Genomic DNA, 18,824 nt, shown 5'->3' with positions numbered 1-18,824 from the left:
GGATGAACCCCGAATTAAAACCCGGTTAGAAAACGCCTCGTTTCATGACAAGTCGGTCAGACAACCCTCCCTCGCGGCGCCTCGCCTGCGCCGGCTGCGGCACCGAGTTCTCCTGCAGCCTGTCCGGGCCGTGCTGGTGCAGCGAGGAAGCTTTCCGGATGCCGATGCCGCTGGACGGCAGCGATTGCCTGTGCCCGGCTTGCCTGCGCAAGGCGGCGGCGCGCGCCTCGAGCGCGGCCGCGACGTGACCGGCGAATGGGACATCCGGGCCGTTCTGCTCGACATGGATGGAACGCTGCTCGACACCGAGCGGGTTTACTTCGACAGCCTGGTCTCGGCGCTCGGCGCGTTCGGTTATACCGACGATGTCGAGACGCTTTGCCATGCGATGGTCGGCCTGCCCGGTCCGGACTGCGAGGCCATGCTCCATGCGCGCTATGGCGAGGACTTTCCGCTACCCGCGATCAACGAGGCCTTCATCGCACGGCGCGACGAAATTCTTAGCGCCGGCCTGCCGCTGAAGCGCGGCGCCGTCGAATTGCTCGATGCGCTGCAAGGAAGCGAATGCCCGATGGCAATCGTGACCTCGTCGTCGCGTCGCACGGCGGATGCGCATTTGACGCTGGCCGGAATCCGCAGCCGTTTCGACCATATCCTGACTCGCGACGACGTCACGCGCGGCAAGCCGAGTCCTGATCTGTATCTGCTGGCGGCGTCCAGGCTTGGCCTGAACCCGGAGTTCTGCGTCGCCGTCGAGGATTCCAATCATGGCGTGACATCCGCGCATGCTGCCGGCGCGATCACGATCATGGTGCCGGATATGGTGCCGCCGACGGACGAGTCGCGCGCGCGATGCGCGGCGGTGGTGGATGATCTCGGTGCGGTGCTTGAGGTGCTGCGAACGCGTGGTGGGTTTGCGCGTCCGTTGTGACCGTCATTGCGAGGAGCGAAGCGACGAAGCAATCCATATCGCCGCGGGCGAGGCATGGATTGCTTCGCTTCGCTCGCAATGACGGGCTACTACACCCGCCGCACCCGCGATTTCCCCCGCCCCGGCAGTGCCGCCTTGGTCAGCGCATGCGCGGCTTGACCTGCGGTCTCCATATAACTGGGATCGCGGTGCAGCAGGACGACGGCGAACGACCCGTCCAGCAACAGCAATATCTGCCGGGCGAGCTGCGATGCTTCGGCGATCCCGGCGGCCTCGAACGTCGCGCGCAGCCAGTGCTCGAACTTCTTCTTGTGGGCGGCGCCGATCTTCATCGCGGGATGGCCGGGCATGTTGGCCAGCTCCGCCGAGGTGCGCAGGAAGCCGCACCCCTTCCATTTGGGATGCCGGGCCGAGCGGGCGAGATTGCGAAAAATCCGTTCGATTTTTACCGGCAAGCCGCCATCGGCCTCGGCGAACCATTGCTTGAACAGCGCGAGATTGGGCTGATCGCGGCCGGCCAGATAGGCCGCCACGAGGTCATCCTTGCTCTTGAAATGATAGTACAGCGTCCGCTTGGTGACGCCGGCCTTCGCCGCCACGGCGTCAACGCTCACGCCGCGGATACCGTCAGCGTAGAACAGCGCGTTTGCCGCCGACACGATCCGCTCGCGCGTCGGAGTTTCCGATTTCGCCATAGCTCTATGTATACCGACCAGTGAATATACACAATGTGAAGCCGCGCCTACGGTGCGATCGACACCGACATTTGCGGAGACCATCATGTCCGACGCCGTGCTGATCGAAACCAAAGACGCGATCGCCCTGATCACGCTCAACCGCCCCGACAAACTCAATGCGCTGAACTACGATCTGATCGACCGCCTGATGGCCGCGCTCGACACGATCGAGACCGATGCCGGCATTGGCGCCGTGATCCTCACCGGCGCCGGCGAGCGGGCGTTCTCGGCAGGCGCCGACATCAGGGAATTTTCAGGAACCGTTCGGCATGGCCCGAATACGGCGATACGCGACTTTGTCCGGCGCGGACAGGCGATGACGGCGCGTCTTGAAGCGTTCCGAAAACCCGTGATCGCCGCGGTCAATGGCCTGGCATTCGGCGGCGGATGCGAGATCACCGAGGCGGTGCATCTGGCCATCGCCAGCGACCGGGCGCAATTTGCAAAACCGGAAATCAATCTCGGCATGCCGCCGACCTTCGGCGGAACCCAGCGCCTGCCGCGGCTGGCCGGCCGCAAGCGCGCGCTGGAGCTGCTGTTGACCGGCGATGCCTTTTCACCCGCGCGGGCACTGGAGATCGGGCTCATCAACGCCATCGTGCCGCATGATGAACTGCTGCCGGCGGCGCGCCAACTGGCAGGCCGCATCCTGCGTCACTCGCCGCTTGCGGTCGCCAGCATCATCACCGCCGTTACCCGCGGATTGAACATGGCCATCGGCGAAGGACTGCAGGTCGAGAGCGAGCAGTTCGCCGCCATGGTGCCGACCAGCGACCTCCGCGAAGGCCTGGCCGCCTGGATCGGGCGGCGGCCGCCGAGCTATAGCGGGCACTGACAAATGAATTCGACGGCGTACCTACACCGCATATCCCGGCGATTTGCGCGCCATGCCGTCGAACGCGTCGAGCAGCCGCTCGCGCCAGGCATAGACCGGATCGTCTTCCCTGAGCAGCTTGAACGGGCTGACCACGCGCGCCCACTGAAACCCGCCGAACACGATGTAATCCGCGTAGTTCGGCTGCTCGCCGCCGAGATAGGATTGCGTCTTCAAGGTCAGCCGCAACGGGTCGAGCGATCTGCGAAAGCCCTCGACTGTCTCGTCGCGGTCCGCCACCACCTCTTCCAGCGGCTTGCCGAAGCGCACTTCCCGTGACTTGCGGAAATAGGCGGCGTCCACCGGCTTCAGGTTCAAGGGGATGTCGGCGACGATCATCGGAGACAAGCCGCCGATCACGGTAACATCGCCCCACCAGTTCAGCATGCGCGCCATCGCGCGGCCGCCCTCGCCGCCGAACAGCGACGGCCGGTCCGGATATTTGTCTTCGAGATAATTCGCGATCGTCCAGGAATCGACGACAGACGTGTCGCCGTCGAGCAGCACCGGCACCCTTTCGGATCCGTGCGGCGCGATCGCGTCCTTTTCCGTAAAACACCACGGGATGGTTTGCGCGGAAAGCCCCTTATGCGCCAGCGCCATCCGCGTCCGCCAGCAGTACGGACTGAAGGGGCGCGCGGCGTCGGTGCCGACGAGTTCGAAGAGTTTGAGGGTCATGCGGGCCGAACCTGTGCGATGTCAGCCGTCAGACTAGCCGTCATTGCGAGGAGCGCAAGCGTGCGCTCGCTCTTCTTGTCATGCCCCGCGCAGGCGGGGCATCCAGTACGCCGCGGCGGTCGTGTGAACCACGGCCGCCTTGTGTTACTCGATCATCCGCTTTCGCGGATGATGACAGCGGAGCCTACCTTACCACTGCCGCGGTCTGGCCGAACAGCACCCGGCGCTCTTCCTCGGTGCGGTTGACCGGTTGGCCGAAATTCGGATTGACCTCTTTGGCCAGCGCGTAGGCGCGCTCGGTCGCGGGCCGCGCGCGGATGGTTTCCAGCCAGCGCTTCAGATGCGGGAAATCGTCGATGTTCTGTTCCTGGTTCTTGTAGGGCACGATCCAGGGATAGCTCGCCATGTCAGCGATCGAGTAATCGCCGGCGATGAATTCGCGATCGGCGAGGCGCTTGTTGAGCACGCCGTAGAGCCGGTTGGTCTCGTTCACATAGCGGTCGATGGCGTATTTGATTTTTTCCTGGGCGTAGTTGCGGAAATGGTGGTTCTGCCCGGCCATCGGCCCGAGCCCGCCCATCTGCCAGAACGTCCACTGAATCGCATCATAGCGGCCATAGAGGTCTGATGGCAGGAACTTGCCGGTCTTCTCCGCCAGATACAGCAGCATCGCGCCCGACTCGAACACCGAGATCGGCTTGCCGCCGCCCTTCGGCTCATGATCGACCATCGCGGGAATCCGGTTGTTCGGCGCGATCGCCAGAAACTCCGGCTTGAACTGTTCGCCCTTGCCGATCTGCACCGGGAAAATCTTGTACTTCAGCCCGGTCTCTTCGAGGAACATCGTGATCTTGTGGCCGTTCGGCGTGGTCCAGTAATGAAGGTCGATCATTGGCACGGTCCCGCGTTAAGGAAATTGCACGCATCGCAAAAAGGATGCGGATGCATGAATGTGGTCGGGTCGCGCCGTGAAGTCAATGGAATTGGTCCGGCGCGCGCGAATGTGATGACTTCCCGCACACGCGCGAAACGATCAGTTCGCCCGGCCGTGTTCCCGCAGGAAATTCTTGCCGCATTCGGTGATCGCGACGCGCACGCCCAGGCCTTCGACCGGCTGGCGCGCGACATAGCCGCGATCGACCGCGTCTTCCCAGATCGTCAGCCGCGGACATGAGGTACGCCAGGTCTCGATCACTTCGGCATAAGGCCGCGGCTCGCGCGCTACCCATTCCACGAGATCGAGCACCAGTGCGTCTGTCGTCTCGGTCATCGGGCCCTCCTTCGTTCGAGTTGCCGTCTCTATCAAAATGCCATCGCGCTGGAGCGCGTGACCAGGAGCCAGCCGCCATAGAGGATGTAGTAGCTGGCGACCGTCGTGATCAGCCGTCCCGCCCAGGTGCGGAACTGCGCATCGCTCATCGCTTCCAGAATGCGCCGGGCCAGCGTGGTGCCGAGCATCGAGGCCGCGATCGCAACCAGCGCCAGCACCGGATCGAGCGTCGCGGCCTGATCGATGATGCCGCCGAAATAGACCAGCTTGACGAGATGGCTCGCGACCTGGCAGGTCGCCTTGGTCGCGACGATCTCGCGGCGGTCGAACTTGCCGCCGAGGAAGAACGTATCCATCAATGGGCCGGACACGCCGGTCATCAGCATCAGGCCCATGCAGATGAAGCCGTAGAAACTGCCCTGCCAGATGCTGTCCGGGTCCGGCTTCAAATTCGCCGGCATCAGCCGCGCCATGAACGGCGTGACCCCGAGCAGCAACAGCGCGATCGGCTTGTCCGGCACATAGCGGGTGAGCGACCAGAGCCCGAGCGCCAGTGCGCAGCCGATCAGATAGACCGCGACCGGCCGCCAGCGGATATGCGCGCGCCACAGGAAGGCGCGCCAGCCATTGGACGCCATCTGCGTGATCGCATGCAGCACCATCGCCGTCGGCAGCGGCATCAGGGCCAGCAGCACGCCGATCAGGATCATGCCGCCGGCCATGCCGAACAGGCCCGACAGGAAAGCTGTCGCGACCATCAACAAGCCAAGTGCTGCGATCAAAAGCGGCGTCATCGAAATCTCCTTGTTACTGTTTTGCCGCGCTTGGACGGCGCGTGCAAACTGAGTTATCTTGCCCTGGCATCAGTTTTCCTGAGGGTTCGAATGCGACGGCTGCTCTTCCTCAACGGCATCAAGGCGTTCGAGGCCGCGGCGCGGAGCGGCAGCTTTGCGGCGGCAGGTAACGAACTCAACGTTTCGGCGGCGGCGGTCAGCCGGATGGTGCATCTTTTGGAAGACCGGCTCGGGGTGGCGCTGTTCGAGCGCAAGGCCAACCGCCTCGTGACCACCGCCGCCGGCCGCGCCTATCAGAGCGGGCTGACGCCGATCTTCGACGCGCTGGCGAGCCTGACCGCGCAGGTCACGGCGCCCTCCACCGTCCGCGTGCTGACCATCGGCGTCGGGCCGACCTTTGCGATGCGCTGGCTGATCCCGCGGCTGGCGGATTTCCACAAGCAGGAACCCAACATCGACGTGCGCATCACCACCGGCGGCGCGGCCGCGCCGTTCGGCGAAGACTGGAGCTGCGGCATCCAGCTCGGCGACGGCGAATGGCCGGGGCTGATCGCCGAGCCGCTGTTCGCGGCCGACCTGTTGCCGGTCTGCGCGCCCCGCCTTGCCAGCTCGCTCAAGCGCCCCGGCGATCTGAAGGGGCCCACGCTGCTGCGCGTCGCGCATTCGCCCGACGATTGGCCGTCATGGCTGAAGGCGGCAAGCGTCGCCCGCGTCAGCGCGCGCGGACCGGAGTTTCAATTCTACGGCCAGGCGCTGCAGGCCGCGGTCGACGGCCTCGGCATCGCGATGGGCATCCGCCCCTATATCGACGACGACCTCGCCGCCGGACGGCTGGTCGCGCCGTTTACGCTGAGCGTGCCCAAGGGCATGCGCTGGTATCTGGTCTATCGCGAATTCCGCACCGGCCAGCGCGACTTTGTCGCGTTCCGGCGCTGGGTCATCCGCGCGGCCGCCGAGCCCGCCGCCCGCCGCAAGGGCCCGCGCCATGCCAATTGAACGCATCGACACGCTGGTGATCGGCGGCGGCCAGGCCGGGCTCGTGATGAGCTACCGGCTCAAGCAGCGCGGCATCGCGCATCTGGTGCTGGAGCGGGCGCGGATCGCCGAACGCTGGCGCAGCGAACGCTGGGACGGGCTGAAATTCCAGTTTCCGAACTGGTCGGTGCAACTGCCGGATTTTGCCTTTCCGCACAGCGATCCGGACGCCTTCGCCACATCCGGCGAGATCGTCAAATTCATCGATGCCTTTGCGGATTTCGTCGCGCCGCCGATCCGCTGCGGCGTCGAGGTGACGCGCCTGAAACGCGGCGGCGACGGCTTCATCGCCGAGACCGCTAAAGGCACCATCGAGGCTAACAACGTCGTGGTCGCGACCGGGCCCTATCAGCAGCCGCTGGTGCCGGATCTGTTGCGCGATCATCCGGTGTTTCAGATCCATGCCAACAGCTACCGGAATCCCGACCAGCTGCCGCCGGGCGCCGTGCTGGTGGTTGGCGCAGGCGCGTCGGGCGCGCAGATCGCCGACGAACTGCATCGCGCCGGCCGCCGCGTCTTTCTTTCGGTCGGCCAGCACACCCGCATGCCGCGCCGTTACCGCGGGAAGGATCTGACCTGGTGGTTCGGCGCCCTTCGCCTGTTCGACATGACGGCGGAGCAGCGCGGGCCGATCCGGGTCAACCCCTCGATCACGGGCGCCTATGGCGGCTACACCATCGACTTCCGTAGATTCGCCGCCGACGGCATCATGCTGCTGGGAAGGGTTTTGGCGGCGCGCGACGGCGTGCTCGAGATTGCCCCCGGTCTCGCCGAAAATCTCGCCAACGCCGATACCGGTTATGCCGGCTTCCTCGACATGATGGACGCCCATGTCGAACAACACGGCCTCCATCTACCCGCAGACCCCTCCGCCCGGACGGTGCTGGCCGACCCGCCTTGCGTCACCGAGACGATCCGGCGCCTCGACCTCGGCAAGGAGGAGATCCAAGCGGTAATCTGGGCCACCGGCTACGGCGTCGATTTCAGCTGGATCGACCTTCCGGTCCGGGATGGCGGCGGCGAACCGGTCCATCGGGGTGGCGTGTCAGAGGTGCCGGGGCTCTACTTCCTCGGCCTGCCGTTTCTGTCGAAACTATATTCCGCCTTCCTGTCCGGCGTCGGCGACGATGCCGCCGTGCTCGCCGATCACATCGCCGCCCGCCGCTGAAGTTCCGCCGTTCCATCCGGAAAATACGCCGAGATGTGAACCGGTTCACATCGGCCGTCGAAAAACCATGGTCTGATCAGGCCCGGATGATCGCGGGGGCGATCGTGATCCCGGGGAGTTCAGCCATGATTTACGGCGGCTTTGAAATTCAGTCGTTCGAAGCGGGGAGAGGGCAATGGCACGCCAGGATACAACGAGCCGATCTCGCGCCGGTCGTCATCGATGGCTTGTCGTTTCCGACGCTCGAAGTCGGCTTTGCATGGTCCGATCCGGAAGCGGCGATCGCGGATGCGAAAGCCCATATCGACCAGAACCGGCAACGCTACACGACGGCGTCGGTCTGAAACAGGCGGCTGCGGTGTCGCAAGTCGAACCCAAACCGGCGACGCAATCCTCCAGGCAGGTGATGTCGAACTGCCCGCAATGCAGCGCCTCCCTCGCCGTGCTGCGCATCATCCCCGGCAAGGCCGGCGCCGAATACTGGACCATGCGCTGCACGAAGTGCGGCGGCATCCATCTCGACATCGTCAAGGCGGATTCGCCGGCCGCGACGGTTACGGATTCCAGCGACGTCTTCGCCTGACGCTGACATCTGCTGACATTGGAACGGCCTGAATCGGCCGTTCAATCAACAGCGGCTTTGCCCTTTTTTCGCGCGCCGATTGGCCCCATATTCGCCCCATGGCGAAGAAACCCGACTCCCCAAAAAAGCCCGGCAAAACCCCGAAATCCAAAGCCCCGAGTTCTAAGGCTTCGCGGCCGGATGTTCAGCCGATCGGTCCCGCTTTGGCGGAACTGCTCAATCCTGCGATCAACCGCGGCGATGCCGGCATGGGCTCGGGCACCGGCCTGCAGCCGCCGCCGGACAATTCGAAGGACCGCCGTTCCGGCGGCGAAGCCGCCGTGCATCGCGCGCGATCATCGACGCGCGGAACCAGTGCGGATGTGGCGAAGCGTGATGCGTCTTCTTCCTCCCCTCCCCCCGCGCGCGTAGCGCGTGGTGGGGAGGGGTCGGGGGTGGGGGGTAGCGCGGCAAACTCACCTGCAGCGGAGTCCGCTGAAACACCCCCCACCCCCGCCCCCTCCCCACCGCTTCGCGGAAGGAGGGGAGAAGACCGGCAAGGCCTCGACGAAGCCCCCCAAGCCAATTACGGCACATCGGCGACCATCCCGACGCTCGATCCGGAACTCGCAAAGCAATTCGGCTTCACCACCGAAGAGGAAGACGCCGCCGCGCTGGCACGGCCGCCGCGCAACAAGATGGAGGCGCTCGGCGTCCAGGCCACCGCCGATGCGCTGGAAGACCTGATCCGCGAGGGCCGCCCCGAATTCAAGGGCGAAGGCGGCGGCGTGAAGGTCTGGACGCCGCACCGCCCGCCGCGCCCGGAGAAATCCGAAGGCGGCGTGCGCTTCGAGATCAAGTCCGAATACGAGCCGAAGGGCGACCAGCCGACCGCGATCAAGGAATTGGTCGAGGGCATCACCCGTAACGACCGCACCCAGGTGCTGCTCGGCGTCACCGGTTCCGGCAAGACCTACACCATGGCCAAGGTGATCGAGGCCACGCAGCGCCCCGCCATCATCCTGGCGCCGAACAAGACGCTGGCGGCGCAGCTCTATGGCGAGTTCAAGAGCTTCTTCCCCGACAACGCGGTGGAATATTTCGTCAGCTATTACGACTACTACCAGCCCGAAGCCTATGTGCCGCGCACCGACACCTACATTGAGAAGGACTCGTCGATCAACGAGCAGATCGACCGCATGCGCCACTCGGCGACGCGCGCGCTGCTGGAGCGCGACGACGTCATCATCGTCGCGTCCGTGTCGTGCATCTACGGTATCGGCTCGGTCGAGACCTACACCGCGATGACCTTCGCGCTGAAGAAGGGCGAGCGCATCGACCAGCGGCAGCTGATCGCCGACCTCGTGGCGCTGCAATACAAGCGCACCCAGGCCGATTTCACCCGCGGCACCTTTCGCGTGCGCGGCGACGTCATCGACATTTTTCCGGCGCACTATGAAGACCGCGCCTGGCGCGTGAACCTGTTTGGCGACACCGTCGAAAATATCGAGGAGTTCGATCCGCTCACCGGCCACAAGCAGGACGATCTCGAGTTCATCAAGATCTACGCCAACTCGCACTATGTGACGCCGCGGCCGACGCTGGTGCAGGCGATCAAGTCTATCAAGTCTGAACTGAAGCTGCGGCTCGACCAGCTCAACAACCAGGGCCGGCTGCTGGAAGCGCAGCGGCTGGAGCAGCGCACCACCTTCGATCTCGAAATGATGGAAGCCACCGGCAGCTGCGCCGGCATCGAGAACTATTCGCGCTACCTCACCGGCCGCCGCCCCGGCGAGCCGCCGCCGACGCTGTTCGAATACGTCCCCGACAACGCGCTGGTCTTCGCCGACGAAAGCCACGTCACAGTGCCGCAGATCGGCGCCATGTTCAAAGGCGACTTCCGCCGCAAGGCGACGCTGGCCGAATACGGTTTTCGGCTGCCCTCCTGCATGGACAACCGCCCGCTTCGTTTCGAGGAGTGGGACATGATGCGCCCGCAATCGGTCGCGGTGTCGGCGACGCCGTCGGGCTGGGAGCTGAACGAAAGCGGCGGCGTGTTCGTCGAACAGGTGATCCGACCCACCGGCCTGATCGATCCGCCGGTCAACATCCGCCCCGCGCGCACGCAGGTCGACGACCTCGTCGGCGAAGTCCGCGCCACCGCGCAGGCCGGTTATCGCTCGCTGATCACGGTGCTGACAAAGCGCATGGCGGAAGACCTCACCGAATATCTGCACGAGCAGGGCATTCGCGTGCGCTACATGCACTCTGATATCGACACCATCGAGCGTATCGAGATCATCCGCGACTTGCGGCTCGGCGCGTTCGACGCGCTGGTCGGCATCAATCTGCTGCGCGAGGGCCTCGACATTCCCGAATGCGCGCTGGTCGCGATCCTCGACGCCGACAAGGAAGGCTTTTTGCGCAGCGAGACCTCGCTGATCCAGACCATCGGCCGCGCCGCGCGCAACGTCGACGGCAAGGTGATCCTCTATGCCGACCAGATGACCGGCTCGATGGAGCGCGCCATCGCCGAAACCGACCGCCGCCGCGAGAAGCAGGTCGAATACAACACCGCCAACGGCATCACGCCCGAAAGCATCAAGAAATCCATCGGCGACATCATGAACAGCGTCTACGAGCGCGACCATGTGCTGGTGGAAATCGGCGACGGCGGCATGGCCGACGACGTCATCAGCATCGGCCACAATTTCGAGACCGTGCTCAACGATCTCGAAACCCGCATGCGCGAAGCCGCCGCCGACCTGAATTTCGAGGAAGCCGCCAGACTCCGCGACGAAGTCAAACGCCTGCGCGCGACAGAACTCGCTGTTGTCGACGACCCCACCATCAAGCAGCGCGGTGTAGCGGCGAAGGCCGGTGCCTATGCGGGCACGAGGAAATACGGCGACGCGGCGAATTTGCCCGCGAGCGCTTCAAAGAAGCGCGGCGGCTTCTCTTCACCCTCCCCTGGAGGGGGAGGGTCGCGCGCAGCGCGGGGTGGGGTGAAATCTGTCGGCACGGGCAGTATCTCCAAAGTCCACAAACCCCACCTCGACGAAATGCACGGCCCGGAATCCCTGCCCTACCGCCCCAGCGGCGCGAAGCCGCGCAAGCCCGACATCGGCGGCAGCACCAAAATCTTCCAGCCCACCGACTCGCGCCAATCCGGCCCCGAGTTCGGGCCAGCACCGCGTTCCAGTGGCGGTGCACCGGGGCATCGGGGTGGATGGAAGAAGCGGTAGCTCTTGACCGCGCAAACGTGAACAAGTTGACGGCAAAGAGCCGTCATTGCGAGCGAAGCGAAGCAATCCATCCCTCCGCAAGCAGAAGAATGGATTGCTTCGTCGCTTCGCTCCTCGCAATGACGCTAAGTACGTTCGCCCAGCTGGTCGTTTCCCCACGCGCACAAGGGCCGAGGAATTCCTGGCTTCGGTCGACATACGATAAAGTCGTCATTCCGGGATGGTCCGAAGGACCAGACCCCAGATGCGCAATTGCGCATCGGGGAATCTCGAGATTCCGGGTTCGCGCTTTGCGCGCCCCGGAATGACGGAGGGAAATTACCCCGACCGTCGATTACTCGTGTTCTGCGTCATGTTGCCGTGATCACCCTGCTCGCGGATGTTGTTCTTCTCGTCGTCGCGATGGCCCTTGGTGGTATCGACGGGCACCTTCGGCGTGCTGCCGGGGCCCTTGTGACTCCTGTTCTCCTCGGGAACGGGCGTAATGGTTTTTTCAAGCGGTTTGGTCATCAGATTCTCCATTGATACGGGGAGAAACGCGGGACAGGCCGTACTCGTTCCCGGGTGAACGCGTCCCAGCCTTGCGCCGACCAAGCCAACATGAACTAATTGTTCCCGCCGACCGAAACCATGATCCGCCCGATGCCGAAATCGTTTGTTGCCGTCGTCGCGCTGGCCCTTGCCGGCGCCTGCCTGCTCGCCAGCCCGGCTCGCGCTGACGATGCCGACCGCGCGCTGCTGTCGACGTTTTGCGACGCTGCCGATATCAAGGAATCGACCTGCAAACGGGCCAGGAATTATCCGGATGCGGGAGACCGCGCGTGCGACGTCAAGCTGACCGGCGATCGCCATAGCGGCCGGTTCATCGCCGCGGGCAGTCCGCTGCTGGTGGTCAATTACGAGAGCGGATGCGAGCCGCACGCCACCGACAATGGCGGCGCCGTTGTGTTCGAGCAGAGCGGCGGCAAGACCATCTTCAGGAGTTTTCAGCCGGGTTCGCAGGTCAATGACTGCATCACCCTGCCCCGGAGCGCGCAACAGGATTGGCTGATGTGCATCACCGGCCATATCGGCCAGGGCAATCTGGAAACCGGCGTCGCGGAGTTCGTGTTCACCCAGGACTACAGCCGGAACGTCAGCATTTCGCCGGATTTTCTGATCACCGCGGTGGATTCCATTCGCGCCTATGGCGCCAACGTCGTCACCTGCAAGGAGAGTTCGAAACATTTCGAAGTCTCGGACATCAAGGCCGGGCCGCGGCCGCAGACCGTGACCGTGACGGTTCGCCATGCCGATGCGGCAACGATCAGGAAGGCCTGCCGGAAGGACTTTCCCAAACCGAAGGAAGTTTTTGGCCAGCTCTCGCGCGGCGAGGCCTACGTGCCTGAAGGCTACGAGAAGCGCGGCAAATTCATCATCGATCTCGTCACGCGCAAGGTGACGCCGCAGGGGTGACTTGCGTCGTCCCGGCGAAGGCCGGGACCCATACGCCGCGGCGGACATTGTTGGAAAAGGAAGATAACGACCCGCATCTGAACCAATTGCCGCTGGTGGGTATGGGTCCCGGCTCAAGGCCGGGACGACGATTCCAATAGTGGCCAATTGCGGCAAAACGGCCCGACGGGCAAATCAATTCTGATTTGCAGAAATCATGTCAAGCCCTGAAATAAAAAATATTTCGCTTTTCCCGAATACCAAATCAAGGCATATCTATCGCCATCCTGTCCCGCTCAGAGGGGCGTTGGCCAACGTCACAACGAGGGACAGGTCGCGGTGGACGCTGATGTCGCGACTGACGAGCGCGGCAAAGGCGTACGGTAAAGACGCGTGGTCCTGATGCCCCGTATGCTGGCGTCAAGCTCGTGAGAAGCTCACGCTTCCACGGGCGACGGTGACAACGAGCACGGCCCGACCGGGGAGATCGCGTTATAAGCCGTAAAGCCATTGCGCAGGGAATGTCGGATTGCCTCCGCTGCCCTGTATGCTCGTGTGCGCACTTCCTTGTGCACATTGCACACGAGACCGCGGGTGCAGCGCGCATCCGGCATTCCCTGCGCCCTCTGACTTTCGGGGGCGGGAAGATTGAGAGCAAAGCTCGTGCAGAACATGCAGCGAGATCGCGAAACTATATCCACGTCGTCCCGGCGAAGGCCGGGACCCATAACCACAAGAAGAAGTTTTGCAAATTGGTCTCTCCCACTGAGCTTCATCGAGAGATCGCGCGGTATGGGTCCCCCGATGCGCAATTGCGCATCGGCCTTCGCCGGGACGACGAATTATAGACGACCGTCGGCCCGCAATAACTGCGTTGTCCTCGCTCTTTGAAATTAGAATCCTTAATCACGCCGCGAAACAGTACCGGCCAGGACAAGCGCAGGTTGACCAACCACAGCTAGCGGTAGTGAACCGTTTCCGGACTGGCGACGTCAGACTTTGTGCCTGCTTTTGCGGATCGGCCGCTGCGTTATGGCGTTCGCTGTGGAACCGGCCGCCGCGGGGCAGGTTGAATATCGGCGGAGAAAGACCGGATGACCGCGGACCTGCATCGGCAGCGCCTACTGAATTTCCTCGACGTCTACTATGCCGGCGACATCGAGGGCGCGCTGGCGCGCTGCACCGACGATATCGAGTTCGTCGCCAACGCCCCGGTCGATCTGCTTCCGCATATGGGTCATCGCCGTGGCACGGCCGCGATGCGCGAGATGTGGACCACCATCCACGCCCGCTATTCCGAGATGCGCTGCGAGGTGCCGATCCTGGTCGCCGAGGGCGACAGGGTGGCGGCGAACATCCGGGTGTTCTTCCGCAAGCGCAGCAATCAGCGGATGGTGCAGTTCGACATCGCGGCGTTTTATACCTTCCGCGACGGCCGCATCGCCCAGATCCGCGAGATCATCGACACCTTCGACATGGTCGAGCAGCTGCTGGAGCGCGACATCAGCGCGGTCCTGAAGGGGGAGAAGCCGGGGGAAATCTAGACGACGTCATTCTCCGATGCGCAATTGCGCATCGTAGATGGTGCGTTAGCACCAGACCTCAGGTGCGCAATCGCGCACCGGGGAATCTTGAGATTCCGGGCTCGATGCCTCGCATCGCCCCGGAATGACGAATTGTCCTTATTTTCCCGGCGACGTTGAACCTCACCGCCCCGGCGGCGACACACCACAAGGCTTTTTCCGGGGCAGAAGAACATATGAAGATCGCGTTGCTGGCTCTGCTTGGTTTGGCGTTGGGGGCGCTCGGAGGTGCAGCGCTGGGAATCGGGGCCGGGCTGGCCTGGGTCGAAATCTTTAAAACCACGAGTTTTGAAGGCTATAACGGCATGCTGGTGTTCTTCACCTTCATGCCGCTGGGTGCCGCGATCGGCGGTGTCGGGGGCGCTTTGCTGTTCGGCTTAATCGCGATCAAGGACGCCGAGATCGCCATCGAGCGCGAGCCGGTGCGCCGCCGGGAGCGGTGAAAACGGCGCCAGCGGCGGTAAAAACGCGGAAAATCCTGCATTTGTGCAATGCAGAAACGTCGGTTGTATTTTGGCGAAAAACGCCTATTGTTAGTGTACGAATGAATTTAGCGACTGGCACGGCGTCGACGCGGACGCCCCCTGGGCGGTTGCCGTTTGAAATCAGTTTCAAGGACCAACTCAAATGACAGAGCATAGTCTCTGGCGTTTTTCTCGCGCGTTGCATCGTGCGATCAATGAACGCCAGCCCGCCGATCTCGAAGCCCTGCTCGACGAGGACGTCGATTGGGCGATCTATGGCCCGATCGACATGTTTCCGTTCTTCGGTTCGCGCCGGGGCAAGGCGGCCGTGATCGAGGTAGTCAGGCAGATCGCCGAGAACATCCGCGTCCATCGCTTCGACCGCGAGTCGATCATGCTGGGGGTCGATTCCGCCGCCTCGATGATGCGCTATTCGCTGACCGCGCTGGATTCCAACAAGCCGATCAGCCTGCGGGTCGCACATTTCGCGCAGTTCAAGGCCGGCAAGCTGACCAACCTCCGGGTGCTGGTCGACACCTTCGACCTGGTCGAGCAGGCGGTGGGTTATCCCATCCATCTGCCGCGAATGGCGGTTTAGTCAGCCCTCACCAATCCCTTTCGTCATGGCCGGACAAAAGCGCGAAGCGCGTCTTCGCGCCAGAGGTCGCGGGGACCCACGTCCTCTTCACCAGCCCCTGGAAGACGTGGTTGCGACAACAGCCTGAAGGCACTTCGCGCTTGATCGAGCTTGCGAAGCCGCAATCGGCGCTGTGCCCCGGACATGACGGAGTGCGAGGGCGCGCGAATGCGCCCTCGCCATAATTTCGCACCACCGCCAACGCATTCTGTGCCTGATTTGGAATGCGGGCGGGTTATGACTTCCACGACACGATTTGGCTGGATAAGGCTGCCGTTGCTGGTGGCCGGCTTCAGCCTGGGCGCGATGCTGGCCGTGGCGGCGCAAACGCCGCCCGCCGATGAAGACACCGAAGAGCCGGCGGAGGAAGCGGCCCCCGACGTCGCGGCGGCGCCTGATGTCAATGACCCCGATATCATGAAGGATATCGACGTCTCCAAGCTCGACTGGAGCCAGCTCGATCTCGATGCCGCGCCCCTGACCGGGCCTGCCGCCAAGACCCGCGCCGCGTCGAAAGCCGCGACCAGCGCGGAAACGGCCTGGTCGGCGAACGAAAAGGCGAACGGCAGCTCCGCCGTGTCGGTCAAGCAGTCGCTGACCCCGTTCTGGGATGCGCGGATCGGCGCCGACATGACGGTTGCCCGGCAAGGCACGCTGACGGCCCAGGAGCTGTTGTCGGAAAAACTCGCCAATGGCGGCAGCCTGCCGCAATCGTCCGGTACCGCCTGGGCCGCGATCACAGCGCCGGGTGTCGGCTCGATCTGGGACAAGACCTCGGTCGAAGCCCGCGTCGATCCCGGGGCGGACCAGAGCAAGATCGGCACCTCCTTGAGCAAATCGCTGCCGCTCAGCGAGCAATACTCGCTCACGCTGCAGAACGGCTACAATCTGATCCAGCAGGGCATCGTTCCGGTGCCCGGCATCGTCAGCCATCCGACCCGAAGCTATGAGACCGACCAGTCGGCGCGACTGAGCATTGCCGACACCGGCACCAGCTTCATGGCCGGCCAGACGCTGTCGACCTCGGACGACAAATGGCTGCGCAAGGTCGGCGCCGAGCAGAAGCTGTTCGACGGCGTGACCATCTCGGGTTCGGTCGGCGAGACCCCGTCGGGCGTGGTTAACAAGAGCTTTGGCGCCGGCTTCAAGCGCAGCTGGTAAGCCCCTGCATTCTTCGCCAATCCTTTTCAGAATGATGCAGCATTGCCGCATATTGGCCCAGATGCGGTCAAATTCCACACTACTGATAGGAACGCTTCACTTCGTCGTGCGGGGGACGTCCGCGCTCGCTTATCGCGAAACAGAGGAATGGCCGATGAACGCTACCAATCGAACCGAACAAATTGAATCAACTGAGGATGTCGTCGACAGCAACCTCGCTGCGGTCTCGGAAGTCGAGGCCGGGATCCGCGACTTCGTCCGCAACGACATCGCCTATCTGCGCCGTCCGCCGGCCGGTGCCGCGGAAACTGTGCCGCTCGATGCCAGCGCGGAGGCCACCGTCAACAACGTCAACTCGCTGATCCAGCGCGTCGCTGGCACCTCGCTTGCTGAAATCGAGAAGCTGATTTCGGAACTCGAGAGCCTGCGCGATCTCTTGCATGCCGAAGGCCAACGCGTTCAGCGCGAAATCTCCGGCTATGCGCAACTCAGCCAGGCGGCGATGAAGTCGACGCGCATGATCGCCGACAACGTCACGCAGTGGAAGCGCGCCGCCGACGGGCTGCGCAACAGCTGATCCGGGATCTTTTACTGATTCCAGACCGTTGCAAAAATCCTACACCCGCCGTCTTCTTCAACAGAAGGCGGCGGTTTCGTTTGATAAGTGGCTGTTTTGAACTTTATAAGCGGCGCGTCGGGATCAAGGGACGGATGCCCAACGGTAGGCAAACTTCCAGGGATACGAGATGCAAAACGGTCAGCCCAACAACACTCATCCACTGCCGCATTCGGCACATGGCATGGGCACGCTCATGGTCCGGTTCGTCGGACTGCTGACGGTGGCCGTCGTGCTGATGACGCTGATCTGGAGCAGCTGACCCGGCGACGGGATAGATGCGCGGCTCCAAGTGCTGGTACGATCCAGCGTTACGGTTAGCAAAGCCTGACCTTATTGGACGGACGACGTGCTCTCGAGCGTGTAGCCGCCATCGGCATAACCCTTCACCACCATCGCAGTCGTCAGCATCACGCAAAGCGTGACGGTAGCGAAAATAAAGCCGACAAGTTTCAGGTGACTGCGATCTGCCATGGTCGTGCCCTCGGTACTTCCCCTAGGTCTCATATGGCAGGCAGAAAGTTCAAAATGTGTTAGCAAATATTTGGTTCCGGCGAATCTTCACTTGCGCCGGCGTCGATAAGCAATTCGCTAACCATGTTGATTCAGGAACCAGGATTCCGCCGCGGCACGAAGGCGGTGGCCAAAAACGAGTACACCTGTTCGCCGCGCTGGTTGGCGCCGGTATTGCGGGCCTGCAGGATGCCCCATTCGGGACGCTTGTCCGAGGTGCGCTTGGTTTCGACGACACTCGAAAAGCTGACGGTATCACCGGCCAATACCGGCCTGATCCAGCGCAGTTCGCGAAAACCGGGCGACGGCCCCCAGACCGCAACTTCCTCGCCGCGCGCGATGGCCTCCCGCGTCAGGCGCTGGCCGTCGGCGACCAGCAGCTTCATGCAGACCGAGCCGACATGCCATCCTGACGCCGCCAACCCGCCGAACAGCGATTGGCGTCCCGCCCCCTCGTCGAGGTGAAACGCCTGCGGATCGAACTGCGCGGCGAATTGCTTGATCAGCTCGGCGGTGAAGGTGAACGATCCGAGCTCACGCCGCGAACCGATTTCAATGTCCTCAACGAAACGCATCGAAGATCCTATTCCGCCGCGGCATCGGCGCGACGGCGCACGATGATCGGCGACACCATCTCGCACAGCGTCACGCCGGCGGCGTTCTTGACCACGCCCTTGAACGTCACGATGCCGGTCTCGGGACGGCTGCGCGAAACTCGCGCCTCCGCGACCTCGATATCGAGCATCAGATCGTCGCCCGGCCGCAGCGGTGAGAGCCAGCGCATCTCGTTGACGCCCGGCGAGCCCATCGACGCGGTGCGGCCGATGAAGCCGTCGAACATCATCCGCATCATGATCGAGCAAAGATGCCAGCCCGACCCGGAGAGGCCCTTCAGCATCGACCTGGCTGCGGCCGCTTCGTCCAGATGCATCGGCTGCGGATCGTACTCCGCAGCGTAAGCCAGGATATCCTCGCGCGTGACGTGGCGCGGTCCGAACGTACCGAAATGGCCGGGTTTGAAATCTTCAAAGGTGAGCGTTGTCATGATGGGATTTTACAGTGCGGGAGCCCGATTGTGGCCGTTATTTGCAGCAATCTCAACCCGCCCACCCGCATGGCTCG

24 protein-coding genes are annotated in these 18,824 nt (G+C 63.4%); 15 read left to right on the top strand and 9 right to left on the bottom strand.

The genetic code is table 11. The features are described 5' to 3' along the window. Nucleotides 1-44: 44 nt before the first annotated feature. Nucleotides 45-248, top strand: coding sequence for a cysteine-rich CWC family protein (locus tag JQ567_RS38170; RefSeq protein ID WP_249165489.1), 204 nt, complete (start codon nucleotides 45-47; stop codon nucleotides 246-248). Beyond that, entirely contained in the window at nucleotides 245-931 is a 687-nt protein-coding gene (locus JQ567_RS15890; protein WP_212439777.1) for an HAD family phosphatase, read from the top strand. The genes JQ567_RS38170 and JQ567_RS15890 overlap by 4 nt, the downstream gene beginning before the upstream one ends. Nucleotides 932-1,020: 89 nt before the next feature. On the opposite strand, the gene JQ567_RS15885 is transcribed toward JQ567_RS15890, so the two are convergent. After that, complete coding sequence (locus JQ567_RS15885) at nucleotides 1,021-1,626, bottom strand: TetR/AcrR family transcriptional regulator (RefSeq protein WP_212439693.1); 606 nt, start codon at nucleotides 1,624-1,626, stop codon at nucleotides 1,021-1,023. An 85-nt stretch (nucleotides 1,627-1,711) separates the two neighbouring features. Here JQ567_RS15885 and JQ567_RS15880 point away from each other — a divergent pair, with 85 nt between their 5' ends. Further along, nucleotides 1,712-2,503, top strand: coding sequence for a crotonase/enoyl-CoA hydratase family protein (locus tag JQ567_RS15880; RefSeq protein ID WP_212439692.1), 792 nt, complete (start codon nucleotides 1,712-1,714; stop codon nucleotides 2,501-2,503). Between the two features lie 21 nt (nucleotides 2,504-2,524). On the opposite strand, the gene JQ567_RS15875 is transcribed toward JQ567_RS15880, so the two are convergent. From JQ567_RS15875 to JQ567_RS15860, 4 genes are all read right to left on the bottom strand, one after another. Beyond that, on the bottom strand, nucleotides 2,525-3,220 hold the full coding sequence (locus JQ567_RS15875; RefSeq protein WP_212439691.1) for a glutathione S-transferase family protein: 696 nt from the start codon (nucleotides 3,218-3,220) through the stop codon (nucleotides 2,525-2,527). Between the two features lie 184 nt (nucleotides 3,221-3,404). Next, complete coding sequence (locus JQ567_RS15870; RefSeq protein ID WP_212439690.1) at nucleotides 3,405-4,112, bottom strand: glutathione binding-like protein; 708 nt, start codon at nucleotides 4,110-4,112, stop codon at nucleotides 3,405-3,407. 141 nt (nucleotides 4,113-4,253) lie between these two features. Continuing rightward, nucleotides 4,254-4,490, bottom strand: coding sequence for a hypothetical protein (locus JQ567_RS15865; RefSeq protein ID WP_212439689.1), 237 nt, complete (start codon nucleotides 4,488-4,490; stop codon nucleotides 4,254-4,256). 32 nt (nucleotides 4,491-4,522) lie between these two features. Further along, entirely contained in the window at nucleotides 4,523-5,284 is a 762-nt protein-coding gene (locus tag JQ567_RS15860) for a sulfite exporter TauE/SafE family protein (RefSeq protein WP_212439688.1), read from the bottom strand. Nucleotides 5,285-5,374: 90 nt separating this feature from the next. Between JQ567_RS15860 and JQ567_RS15855 the strand changes: the two genes are divergently transcribed. The 5 genes from JQ567_RS15855 to uvrB all read left to right on the top strand — a co-directional run bounded on the left by JQ567_RS15855 (nucleotide 5,375) and on the right by uvrB (nucleotide 11,294). Continuing rightward, a complete protein-coding gene (locus tag JQ567_RS15855) occupies nucleotides 5,375-6,280 on the top strand; it encodes a LysR substrate-binding domain-containing protein (protein WP_212439687.1) in 906 nt (301 codons plus the stop codon). Next, complete coding sequence (locus JQ567_RS15850; protein WP_212439686.1) at nucleotides 6,270-7,487, top strand: NAD(P)-binding domain-containing protein; 1,218 nt, start codon at nucleotides 6,270-6,272, stop codon at nucleotides 7,485-7,487. The genes JQ567_RS15855 and JQ567_RS15850 overlap by 11 nt, the downstream gene beginning before the upstream one ends. Nucleotides 7,488-7,522: 35 nt before the next feature. Then, nucleotides 7,523-7,831: a hypothetical protein gene (locus JQ567_RS15845; protein WP_312017410.1), complete on the top strand. Its 309-nt coding sequence runs from the start codon at nucleotides 7,523-7,525 to the stop codon at nucleotides 7,829-7,831. A gap of 14 nt (nucleotides 7,832-7,845) precedes the next feature. Then, nucleotides 7,846-8,070, top strand: a complete 225-nt coding sequence (locus tag JQ567_RS15840; RefSeq protein WP_212439782.1) for a hypothetical protein — start codon at nucleotides 7,846-7,848, stop codon at nucleotides 8,068-8,070. Nucleotides 8,071-8,168: 98 nt separating this feature from the next. Continuing rightward, nucleotides 8,169-11,294 (top strand): excinuclease ABC subunit UvrB, encoded by a 3,126-nt coding sequence (uvrB, locus tag JQ567_RS15835; RefSeq protein WP_212439685.1) that lies wholly within the window; start codon nucleotides 8,169-8,171, stop codon nucleotides 11,292-11,294. Nucleotides 11,295-11,612: 318 nt separating this feature from the next. On the opposite strand, the gene JQ567_RS15830 is transcribed toward uvrB, so the two are convergent. After that, nucleotides 11,613-11,804 carry a hypothetical protein gene (locus tag JQ567_RS15830; protein WP_212439684.1) on the bottom strand — a complete coding sequence of 64 codons (192 nt, stop codon included), beginning with the start codon at nucleotides 11,802-11,804 and terminating at the stop codon, nucleotides 11,613-11,615. Nucleotides 11,805-11,936: 132 nt separating this feature from the next. On the opposite strand from JQ567_RS15830, the gene JQ567_RS15825 reads away from it, so the two are divergent. From JQ567_RS15825 to JQ567_RS38635, 7 genes are all read left to right on the top strand, one after another. After that, the gene (locus tag JQ567_RS15825; protein WP_212439683.1) at nucleotides 11,937-12,749 is read left to right on the top strand and encodes a hypothetical protein; all 813 of its coding nucleotides are present in this window, start codon (nucleotides 11,937-11,939) and stop codon (nucleotides 12,747-12,749) included. 1,073 nt (nucleotides 12,750-13,822) lie between these two features. Next, nucleotides 13,823-14,272: a nuclear transport factor 2 family protein gene (locus tag JQ567_RS15820; RefSeq protein ID WP_212439682.1), complete on the top strand. Its 450-nt coding sequence runs from the start codon at nucleotides 13,823-13,825 to the stop codon at nucleotides 14,270-14,272. A 215-nt stretch (nucleotides 14,273-14,487) separates the two neighbouring features. After that, complete coding sequence (locus tag JQ567_RS15815) at nucleotides 14,488-14,754, top strand: hypothetical protein (RefSeq protein WP_212439775.1); 267 nt, start codon at nucleotides 14,488-14,490, stop codon at nucleotides 14,752-14,754. 184 nt (nucleotides 14,755-14,938) lie between these two features. Further along, nucleotides 14,939-15,373: a nuclear transport factor 2 family protein gene (locus JQ567_RS15810; protein ID WP_212273936.1), complete on the top strand. Its 435-nt coding sequence runs from the start codon at nucleotides 14,939-14,941 to the stop codon at nucleotides 15,371-15,373. A 276-nt stretch (nucleotides 15,374-15,649) separates the two neighbouring features. After that, nucleotides 15,650-16,573: a hypothetical protein gene (locus JQ567_RS15805; RefSeq protein ID WP_212439681.1), complete on the top strand. Its 924-nt coding sequence runs from the start codon at nucleotides 15,650-15,652 to the stop codon at nucleotides 16,571-16,573. A 154-nt stretch (nucleotides 16,574-16,727) separates the two neighbouring features. After that, nucleotides 16,728-17,150 (top strand): hypothetical protein, encoded by a 423-nt coding sequence (locus tag JQ567_RS15800; RefSeq protein WP_212207195.1) that lies wholly within the window; start codon nucleotides 16,728-16,730, stop codon nucleotides 17,148-17,150. 169 nt (nucleotides 17,151-17,319) lie between these two features. Beyond that, on the top strand, nucleotides 17,320-17,451 hold the full coding sequence (locus JQ567_RS38635) for a hypothetical protein (RefSeq protein WP_283816511.1): 132 nt from the start codon (nucleotides 17,320-17,322) through the stop codon (nucleotides 17,449-17,451). 71 nt (nucleotides 17,452-17,522) lie between these two features. Here the strand turns inward: JQ567_RS38635 and JQ567_RS15795 are convergent, their stop codons facing one another. The 3 genes from JQ567_RS15795 to JQ567_RS15785 all read right to left on the bottom strand — a co-directional run bounded on the left by JQ567_RS15795 (nucleotide 17,523) and on the right by JQ567_RS15785 (nucleotide 18,747). Further along, entirely contained in the window at nucleotides 17,523-17,663 is a 141-nt protein-coding gene (locus tag JQ567_RS15795) for a hypothetical protein (protein ID WP_192737667.1), read from the bottom strand. Nucleotides 17,664-17,794: 131 nt separating this feature from the next. Then, the gene (locus JQ567_RS15790; RefSeq protein ID WP_212439680.1) at nucleotides 17,795-18,277 is read right to left on the bottom strand and encodes a MaoC family dehydratase; all 483 of its coding nucleotides are present in this window, start codon (nucleotides 18,275-18,277) and stop codon (nucleotides 17,795-17,797) included. Nucleotides 18,278-18,285: 8 nt separating this feature from the next. Further along, the gene (locus tag JQ567_RS15785) at nucleotides 18,286-18,747 is read right to left on the bottom strand and encodes a MaoC family dehydratase (protein ID WP_212439679.1); all 462 of its coding nucleotides are present in this window, start codon (nucleotides 18,745-18,747) and stop codon (nucleotides 18,286-18,288) included. Nucleotides 18,748-18,824 lie beyond the last annotated feature (77 nt).

Source organism: Bradyrhizobium sp. AUGA SZCCT0431 (genome assembly GCF_018131065.1).
In the GTDB taxonomy this organism is placed as follows: Bacteria; Pseudomonadota; Alphaproteobacteria; order Rhizobiales; family Xanthobacteraceae; genus Bradyrhizobium.
This window is presented reverse-complemented; position numbering and strand designations above follow the sequence as displayed.